7 protein-coding genes are annotated in these 8,862 nt (G+C 68.7%); 3 read left to right on the top strand and 4 right to left on the bottom strand.

Annotated features, from left to right (window positions below; genetic code table 11):
* Positions 1 to 263: 263 nt before the first annotated feature.
* On the bottom strand, positions 264 to 1,043 hold the full coding sequence (locus Q1K70_RS18520) for a hypothetical protein (RefSeq protein ID WP_300162891.1): 780 nt from the start codon (positions 1,041 to 1,043) through the stop codon (positions 264 to 266).
* A 123-nt stretch (positions 1,044 to 1,166) separates the two neighbouring features.
* On the opposite strand from Q1K70_RS18520, the gene Q1K70_RS18515 reads away from it, so the two are divergent.
* Positions 1,167 to 2,210, top strand: coding sequence for a sensor domain-containing diguanylate cyclase (locus Q1K70_RS18515; protein WP_300162888.1), 1,044 nt, complete (start codon positions 1,167 to 1,169; stop codon positions 2,208 to 2,210).
* On the opposite strand, the gene chrA is transcribed toward Q1K70_RS18515, so the two are convergent.
* Positions 2,189 to 3,352: a chromate efflux transporter gene (gene chrA / locus Q1K70_RS18510; protein ID WP_300162885.1), complete on the bottom strand. Its 1,164-nt coding sequence runs from the start codon at positions 3,350 to 3,352 to the stop codon at positions 2,189 to 2,191. The two genes, Q1K70_RS18515 and chrA, sit on opposite strands and share 22 nt — an antisense overlap.
* Positions 3,349 to 3,711, bottom strand: coding sequence for a helix-turn-helix transcriptional regulator (locus Q1K70_RS18505; RefSeq protein ID WP_300162882.1), 363 nt, complete (start codon positions 3,709 to 3,711; stop codon positions 3,349 to 3,351). Before Q1K70_RS18505 ends, chrA begins: the two co-directional genes overlap by 4 nt.
* A 171-nt stretch (positions 3,712 to 3,882) precedes the next feature.
* Here Q1K70_RS18505 and Q1K70_RS18500 point away from each other — a divergent pair, with 171 nt between their 5' ends.
* Both Q1K70_RS18500 and Q1K70_RS18495 read left to right on the top strand, forming a co-directional pair.
* The gene (locus tag Q1K70_RS18500; protein ID WP_300162879.1) at positions 3,883 to 6,552 is read left to right on the top strand and encodes a PEP/pyruvate-binding domain-containing protein; all 2,670 of its coding nucleotides are present in this window, start codon (positions 3,883 to 3,885) and stop codon (positions 6,550 to 6,552) included.
* 143 nt (positions 6,553 to 6,695) lie between these two features.
* Positions 6,696 to 7,853 (top strand): hypothetical protein, encoded by a 1,158-nt coding sequence (locus Q1K70_RS18495; protein ID WP_300162876.1) that lies wholly within the window; start codon positions 6,696 to 6,698, stop codon positions 7,851 to 7,853.
* Positions 7,854 to 7,863: 10 nt separating this feature from the next.
* Here Q1K70_RS18495 and Q1K70_RS18490 read toward each other — a convergent pair whose 3' ends face one another.
* Positions 7,864 to 8,766: an FAD-dependent oxidoreductase gene (locus Q1K70_RS18490; RefSeq protein ID WP_300162874.1), complete on the bottom strand. Its 903-nt coding sequence runs from the start codon at positions 8,764 to 8,766 to the stop codon at positions 7,864 to 7,866.
* Positions 8,767 to 8,862: the final 96 nt, after the last annotated feature.

Here is an 8,862-nt window from a genome sequence, read left to right as displayed (position 1 = left end):
AATTCCGGCACCGCAGGCCCGTCGCCCCTTTGGGGCGAGTTTGAAGGAATTTTACGTTGGAAGCCTTTGAAAAACCTTAAAGGAAATTTTCTTAAAATGCGGCGCTTCGCCCCATTTCCGAGACCACAGACCCCGACGCCCCGCCCTCCGACCACGCCTGCACCCGCTTACCCATCCCCCGCCGGGGAGGTCCAGGAGGGGGTCACCCCCTCCTGGCCGCCGGAGGCATCTTCCTCTTCCTCCTCTTCGTCTCTCCCTCTTTCTCACGCCTCCTGCCCGCTCTTCCCACTCTCCATGGCCGCCTTCACGCCGGCCGGGTCGGCCTGGCAGAGCGCGTCGGCGAGGGCGTCGAGGGTGTCGCTGACGGTGTCCAGGGTGGGCGGCGTGGGCAGCACCGGGACGTCGAGGCAGGAGATGTCCAGGCAGGTGTAGGCCAGGGCCTCGTCGAGGCGGCAGGCGTCGCCGATGCCGCCGCAGGCATGTTCCTGTTCCTGGCGATCCGGGTCCAGGGAGCTGGTGAAGCGCAGCATGTCCGAGGGGCATTGGCAGGAATTGACCGAGGCGATTTCCTCGTTGAGCTTTTGGGCGGTTTCCATGAGGTGGCAGAAGCCCGGAACACGGGCCTTGCGGCGCGGGTCGTGGGGGTCGGGCACGAAGGACCCGTCGTTGTAGAGTTCCAGTTCGTTGCGCAGGTCTTCGTAGGCGGCGCGTACGGTGCGGCGGTAGCGGCCGGCTGCCGTGAAGCCGAAGGCGGTGCGGATGCGCGGGGTGAGGACGTCTTTGTCTCCGAAGGCGAGGAGGCGTTCGACGTCGTAGCCGAGGCTCGCGAGGAAGAGGTCGGCCTGGGCGCTGTCGAGGAGGAGCTTGCGAAAGGCCCGCCATCTGGCCAGGGCCAGCGTGCCCTGGCGCGCCACTTTTTCCCGCGTCCCGGCGAAGGCTTCCAGGCGTTCGTCCAGACGACGGCGGCGGGAAAAGAAGTTGTCCGCCATCTCCGTAAGCAGTTCCTGCTTGAGGTCGTCGGCGTAGTCGTTGCCAACCGTCATGCCACGCTCCCTGGAGAAATTGTGAATCTACCCGCTGGTACCCTGTGGATGTTCACTTGGCAAGGTTGATGGTCATGACAAACTTTTTGCTTTCAGGTAATCTATAGGCGAGGTGTGAACACCATGCCCAGCGACGTCCCAGGCAGGGATCAGCTACTGGCCGAGATCGCGGCCCTTCACCGCCGGCTGGCCGAGCTTGAGCGCCAGCATGCCCAATGCCTGGAGCTGGAGCGGACCTTGCGCCAGAACGAGGACCGTTATCGCCGCCTGCTGGAAAGCGTCACGGACTACGTCTACACCGTCGCCGTCCGGGACGGGCAGGCCGTGGCCACGGTCCATGGCCCCAACTGCGTGGCCGTCACCGGCTATGTCGCCGAGGAATACCAGCACAATCCCTTGTTGTGGCTGGCCATGGTGCCCGAGGAGGACCGGCCGGCGGTGCTGTCCCATGCCGCCCGGGTGCTGGCCGGCGATCCCGCCCCGCTGGAGCACCGCATCATCCACAAGGACGGCTCGATCCGCTACGTGCGCAACACCCCGGTTTTGCACCACGACGCCGCCGGGAATCTCGTGTCCTACGACGGCATCATCAACGACGTCACCGAGCGCCGCCGGGCCGAGGAACTCATCACCCGCATGTCCTTGCACGACGGCCTCACGGGCCTGCCCAACCGGGCGCTTTACATGGACCGGCTGCGTCAGACCCTGGCCCTGGCTGAACGGACCGGGGAGCAGGTGGCGGTGTATTTCATCGACCTCGACCGTTTCAAGGAAGTCAACGACGCGTACGGCCACGAAGCGGGCGACAAGGTCCTGATCGAGGCGGCCAAGCGCCTGGCGGCCTGTGTGCGCCGCAGCGACACCGTGGCCAGGCTTGGCGGCGACGAGTTCGTGGCGCTCACTCCGGGCGTCGGCGACGACGCCAATGCCGGGGTCATCGCCGGGAAGATGGTGGCGGCCATGCGTTCGCCGTTTCACGCCATGGGCAACGTCTGCCGGCTCGGGGCCAGCGTCGGCGTGGCGCTGTTTCCGGACGACGGCAAGCGGGCCGGGGAGCTTTTGCGCCTGGCCGATGCGGCCATGTACGCGGCCAAGAAGGCCGGCCGCAACGGCTGGCGCATGGCCGGGGACATCTTCCCCCTGGATCAAAGCGCCACGAGCGAATAAAGCGCCGCGAATCCCACCACGTACGGCACCTCCGCCCGCCGCCACAGGGCGACGAGGGAGACGGCCGCCAGCACGACGGCCGCCGGGCTCCACTGCGCCTCGGTCGCGAACATGGCGGTCACGTAGCCGAGCAGCCCCACGAAGCTGGCCGTGATGGCGAGCGAAGCCCGGAAGAAGCGCCGGGAGCCCTTGAGCGCGGCGAAGGACGGGGCCACGGTCACGAGGATGAGAAACGACGGCGCGAACATGGCGATGGTGGCTGCCGCGGCCCCGACCAGGCCGTAGAGCATGTAGCCCAGGAAAGTGGACGTGATGCTGATGGGGCCGGGGGTGATCTGCCCCAGGGCGATGCCGTCCATGAACATCTTGCCGGACATCTGGCCGGCCACGTCCACGATCAGGTGGTACATGATGGGCAGGGCGGAGAAGCCGCCGGAAAAGGACACGCAGTTGATGCCGAGCATGAGCCGGCACAAGGCGAACAGGCCCGGGTCGTAGAGCCAGGTCGCGGCCATGGCCAGGCCGAGCAGGCCAAGAAGCGGCAGGGCCTGGCGCACGCCCTTGGCCAGGGCGTCGCCGAGGGGTTTGGGCGCGTCCGCCGGCTCGCGGTCGCGGTAGAGGAAGAGTCCGGCCACGGCAGCGCCCAGGATGACCAGGAACGGATTGACGTCTAAGCCGAGCGCCGTGCCCGAGGCCAGGGCTACGAGCAGTCCCCGGGGTTCGCGGCAGGAAATCCTGGCGAAGGTCCAGGCGGCGTAGCCGAGCAGCGCCACCACCACCACGGACAGCCCGCGCATGAGCGCGAGCATCCAGTCGATGGACTGGGTCTTGGCGTAGAAGGCCGACAGCGCGAGCATGAGGAAAAAGGCCGGCAGCCCGAGTCCCACATAGGCGCAAAGCGCCCCGGGCACGCCGCGCCGGGCCAGCCCGACATAGGCCGCCGTCTGCATGGCCGTGGCTCCGGGGACGGACTGGGCCAGCACCAGGCCGTCCTGAAAGGTGGCTTCGTCCACCCAGCGGTGGCGGTTGACGGTCAGTTCGCGGATGACGGTGATCATGGCCGGCCCGCCGAAGCCGGTCAGGCCGAACTTGAAAAAGACCAGGAAGATGTCCCGCAGGCGGGGAGGCGCGGTCTGGCTCATGCGGCGGGCTCCGGCCGGCCCGCCTGGACGGCGTCGGCGGATTTGAGGAACACGGCCAGCAGCCGCGCCCGGTAGGCGATGTCTTCGCGCCAGAAGTCCAGGCGCGCCCAGCCCGTTTGCGTCAGCCGGTAGATTTTCCGGGCCGGTCCCCGGCCGGAAGTGTCCCATTCCCCGACGGCATGACCGTCCTCCTCCAGGGCGTTCAGCGTGCGGTAGACCGCTCCCGTGTCCACGCCGGAAAGGGGCAGCAGTTCGTGCATCCTGGCCGAAAGCGCCGCGCCGTGCCCGGGCCCGTGGGCCAGGGCGAGCAGCAGGAAGGCGGGCAGGTGGCGGTAGCCCTTGATCTTGTCCGAAGCCATGGCGGCCTCCTTGAGATGTTGATTCCATCTAGATGTAGATTACAGTAAGATGCAAGTGACAACATGGAAGGGTTTCGAGTCGGCCGCGTTGCCAAGCTTGTACCGAACCGATACGAAAGGGGGGAGGCACAGGAACATTACCCGGCCGGATCGCCGGCCATCGGGGGGCATGTGTTCGGCACCATCAAGCGCGCGCTGACGGGGCTTTTCGCCGGCAAGGATTCCGACGGAGCCCAGGGTTTGACCGAAGAGCAGATCCAGGCGGAATTCAAGAAGCGCTACCACCACTTCAAGCTGCTGCTCACGGCCAACAAGAAGGCCCTGGAAGTCATGTCCGAGATGGAGGAGGCGCTCAATGGCCGCCGCGCCTTCGGCATGGCCTTCATTCGCGCCCATTCCACCGCCGCTTCGGTCAACGTGTACAAGATCGTCGAGCACCTCAATTCCATCGCGCCGGGCAAGTACGCCGAACTCTACAACCGCATCAAGGACATCCAGCGCCGCATCGGCGACTGCTGGCAGCAGGGGTGCCAGGACGCGGCCACGGCCCTGGTCGTGCCCCTGGCCGAGGCCGGCCGGGACATGGCCGACCAGGTGGGCGGCAAGATGGCCGGGCTCGGCGAGATCGTGCGCCGGGCCGGGCTGCCCGTGCCGCCGGGGTTCGCGGTCACGGCCCGGGCCTACCGCCGGCTGGTGGAGGAAAACGACCTCAAGGACGAGATCAACCGGCTGCTCCAGACGGCCGGCCCGGACGACCAGCGCAATCTCCTCATCCTGAGCTCCCAGATCCGCAACAAGATCACGGACGCCAAGGTGCCGGACGACGTGGCCGCGGCCATCCTTGAGGCCTACGAGGCCTTGTGGCGGCCCCTGGGCAGGCCCGTGCCGGTGTCGCTTCGCAGTTCGGCCCTGGGCGAGGACGAAGCCGGCCAGACCTTCGCCGGCCAGTTCTCCTCCAAGCTCAACGTCGGCCCGGACGACATCCTCCAGTCCTACAAGGAGGTCCTGGCCAGCAAGTACAGCCCGCAGGCCATGACCTACCGCCTCAACCGGGGCATCCCGGACGAGGATGTGGCCATGTGCGTGGGCGTCATGGCCATGGTGGACGCCGTGGCCGGCGGGGTCATCTATTCCCGCAACCCCCTGGACATCCGCGACGACGCCATCCGCATCCACAGCGCCCTGGGCCTGCCCAAGTCCGTGGTGGACGGGTCCGTGGCCACGGACGAGTTCGTGGTGCGCCGGGGCGAGCCGCCGGTTTTGGCCGAGCGCCACATCCGGCGCAAGGACCAGGTGTTCGTCTGCCTGCCGGGCGAGGGCGTGTGCCGCATGGAGACCACCGGCGACCGGGCCGGGGAGCCGAGCCTCACCGACGCCCAGGCCCTGGCTCTGGGAGAGGCGGCCGTGCGGCTGGAAAGCATGTACGGCGCGCCCGTGGACGTGGAATGGGCGGTGGACACCTCCGGCGCGATCATGTTCCTGCAATGCCGGGAGCTGGTGCAGCTGCCGGGCGGTGCGGCCCCGGACAGGCCGCGACGGGTGCACGGGCAGCCGCTGGTGGCCGACGGGGTCACGGCCAGCCCGGGCGTGGGCTGCGGCCCGGTCTTCGTGGTGCGCCGGGAGGCCGATCTGCTGCGTTTTCCCCGGGGCGGGGTGCTGGTGGCCATCGAGGCCCCGCCGCGCTACGCCTCGGTCATTGACATGGCCGCGGCCATCGTCACGGAAAAAGGCGGCGCGGCCGGACATCTGGCCAACGTGGCCCGGGAGTTCCGGGTGCCGGCGCTCATGGGCGTTCCCGGCGCGACCACGCTGCTGGCCCCGGGTGCGGAAGTGACCGTGGACGCCGACGGCCGGGCCGTCTATCCGGGGCGGGTGCAGGAGCTGCTCGACGCGGCCGAGGCCGAGCGCCGGCCCGCGCCCGAGCGGCAAACGCCCATGCACGCCATCCTGCGCCGGGTCATGGACCAGATCACGCCGCTGCATCTCATCGATCCCAACGTGCCGGAGTTCGCCCCGGAAAACTGCCGCACGCTCCACGACATCACGCGGTTTTGCCACGAGAAGTCCGTCACCGAGATGTTCGCCTTCGGCCAGGAGTTCCATTTCTCCAAGCGGGCGGCCAAGCAGCTCAAGTACAAGGGAACCGCCATGAAATGGTGGTTCATCAACCTCGACGACGGCTTCGTCCACGACGTGCCGGGCAAGTACGTCAAGCTCGAGGAGATCTGCTCCATCCCGGTGGGAGCGCTGTGGGACGGCATCGTGGCCATCCCCTGGCAGGGACCGCCGCCCGTGGACGGACGGGGGCTCATGTCCATCATCGCCCAGGCCTCGACCAATCCGCACCTGGAGGCGGCGGCCCATTCGTCCTTCGCCGAGCGCAACTACTTCATGGTCTCGCGCAACTACCTGTGCCTGAGCTCCCGGTTCGGCTTCCATTTCTGCACGGTGGAGGCGCTGGTCGGCGACCGGCCCCAGGAGAACTACGTGAGCTTCCAGTTCAAGGGCGGGGCGGCGGAGTTCTCCCGCCGCCGCCGCCGGGCCGAGTTCGTGGCCGAGATATTGGAAATTCGCGGCTTCGCCGTGGAGGTCAGCGAGGACGCCTCCTTCGCCCGCGTGAGCGTCGGCCCCGAGGACGAAATGCTCACGGCGCTCAAGGTCATCGGCTACATGCTCATGCACACGCGGCAGCTCGACATGATCATGCACAACGAGGCCATGGTGCAAAGCTACAAGCAAAAGATCCTCGACGACCTGGTCACGGTCGTCGGCGCGCCGACCCGGGTGATGCCGGCCTGTCCGGTTCGGGAGCCCGAGGCCGAAAGGGAAGCGGCCGTGTAGGGAAAGGGGACGGCGGCATCGGCATCGCACCAGCCTTGCCCCGAACGAGGCGCCGGCGAGGCCGCATGCCGGGAATCGGGAAGAACCGATCGTCGCCCCGCAATGCGCAAACCGAAAACATGCGGCTCCTCCGGAGGTCGATCATGAAGCGCCTTGTCCTGTCGACGCTTTGTCTTCTCCTGGCCTTCGCCGCCGCCTGCCCGGCCGCACCGGTCAAAGACGACGGCTGGAGCCTGGAACTGGGGCCCGACGCCACGTTCTTCCCGGCCCTGGTCGTGGCCGCGGGCACGCTTCGCCTGGACACCGGGGCCGATCCGCGCGAACTCGGCGACGCCAACGGGCTGCTCGGCGTTTCCGTGGTCGCGCCGCGCGACGGGGCCAAGGCGCAGGTGGAGCTCGCTTCGGCCTCGGGCCTCGTGGCCCCGAGCTCCGTCAGCGTGACCCTGCCGAAAAAGGGCGTGCGCTACGCCGTCTATCCCTTCATCAAGTACAACGCCGAGCAGATGGTGCTCATCCGCCAGCCCTTCGCCGAGACGGTGACGGCCCGGCTGACCCTCGACGGCGCGCCCATGGGCGAAAAAAGCGGCCGCGTCACCGTGCGCTCCATCAACGATTGCGTCTACGGCTACGACGAGGACGGCCGCTGGAACGACACCTCGTGGCTGTTCGCGGCCTACGTCAACGAGAACCACCCGGCCGTGGAGGGCATCCTCAAGGACGCCCTGGCCACGGGCAAGGTGGACTCCATCGCCGGCTACCAGGGCGACGCCGACGACGTGCGCGACGAGATCGAGGCCGTGTGGACGGCCCTGGCCCGGCGGCGCATCCGCTATTCGAGCATCAAGACCGCCTCGGCCGAATCCCCCCACATCTGGAGCCAGCACGTGCGCCTGCTCGGCGAGGCGCTCGCCGCGCGCCAGGCCAACTGCGTGGAGGGCTCGTGCCTGCTGGCTTCGGTCTTCGCCAAGATGGGGCTCAAGGCCTCCCTGGTGAACCTGCCGGACCACATGCTGGTGGCCGTGGACCTCGACGACGACGGCGACGAGGACCTCTACCTCGAAACCACGCTGCTCGGCGACTCGGACTCCTCCTTCGACGACGCGGCCGAGGCCGGGGAGGCTGTCCGCAAGAAATACAAATCGAAGCTCAAGGCCGATCCCCGCATCCGCTGGCGCGACAAGCGGGCGCGCAGGAAGGGCGGCCCGGACGAGGTGGGGCTCGTCAACATCTCCATGGCCCGGGAGCTCGGCATCCTGCCCATACGCGAACCCGGCGCGGACCGGGCGCGCTTTCGCCAGTAAGGGAAGAGCGTCAGGAGGGGGGCGTCCCGGTCGGGGCGGCGAAGGCGCGGATGAAGCGCCGGTCGATGGCGTCCTTTACGGCCATGCACCAGCGGCCCTCGAACACCAGCGGCCCCTTGCGCAGGATGGCCCGGCCGTCGCCGCAGTTGAGCAGGGCCAGGAAGCGCTCGCCGGTTTTGCGGAAGGGCGTGAGCTCCCGGCCCGTCAGATAGGCCAGGAGGTTGGCGCAAAGGATCGGCCCCTGGCGCACGGCGAAGACGCCGGCCCGGGGCAGGGGCTTGGGCGCGAAGTGGATGCAGTCGCCGCCGCCGAAGAGTTCCGGGCGGATCGGGCTTTGCAGGAAGGCGTTGACCGAAAGGCCGCCGTCCGGGGCGAGGGACAGGCCGCTTGCGGCGAAAAGCGCCGGCGGGTGCGTGCCCGTGGCCGTGAGGCACACGTCGAAGCGCAGGCCGCTGCCGTCGGCGAGCTGGGCCCGGCCGCCGGCGATGCGCGCCACCCGGCCCGCCACGAGACGCGCCCCGCGCCGGATCAGGGAATCCCTGGCCAGCCGCCTGGCCCGCCGAGGCCAGCCGCACAGAAGCCCCCGGCCGACGACCACGGTGACCAGGGGCTTTTTCACGCCGCAACCGGCCAGAAGCGCCAGGGCGTTTCCGGCCACCTCGAAGGCCGAGGCCCCGCCGCCGACCACGAGCACTTGCACCGGATCGCCGGCCTCGGCCCGGGATTCGATGTCGCGCCGGGCGGCGAGCAGGTTCTCGATGGGCTTGACCGGGTATATGGCTGATCCCGGCGCTCCCTCCACGGGAAAGGACGGCTCGGCCAGGCTGCCGATCCCGAAGCTCACGGCATCGTAGCCGATCTCCCGCCCGTCCGTCAGGCGCAGGACTTTTTCTTCCGCATCGATCCCCGCCACGCACCCCTGAAGGAACTCTCCCCGCCCCCTTCCCCCACTTCCAGGGGGCCCGGGGGGGATGATCCCCCCCGGCGGGGGGGGGGGGGGGGGGGCGCG

Source organism: Solidesulfovibrio sp. (assembly GCF_029978005.1).
Classification (GTDB): domain Bacteria; phylum Desulfobacterota; class Desulfovibrionia; order Desulfovibrionales; family Desulfovibrionaceae; genus Solidesulfovibrio.
Note: the sequence above shows the minus strand (reverse complement) of the source record. Positions and strands in the feature narration are given on the sequence as shown.

Coding starts and splice junctions, on each gene's coding strand:
- chrA (WP_300162885.1), bottom strand. CDS start 3,352: ATGAGCCAGACCGCGCCTCCCCGCCTGCGGGACATCTTCCTGGTCTTT.
- Q1K70_RS18495 (WP_300162876.1), top strand. CDS start 6,696: ATGAAGCGCCTTGTCCTGTCGACGCTTTGTCTTCTCCTGGCCTTCGCC.
- Q1K70_RS18515 (WP_300162888.1), top strand. CDS start 1,167: ATGCCCAGCGACGTCCCAGGCAGGGATCAGCTACTGGCCGAGATCGCG.
- Q1K70_RS18505 (WP_300162882.1), bottom strand. CDS start 3,711: ATGGCTTCGGACAAGATCAAGGGCTACCGCCACCTGCCCGCCTTCCTG.
- Q1K70_RS18520 (WP_300162891.1), bottom strand. CDS start 1,043: ATGACGGTTGGCAACGACTACGCCGACGACCTCAAGCAGGAACTGCTT.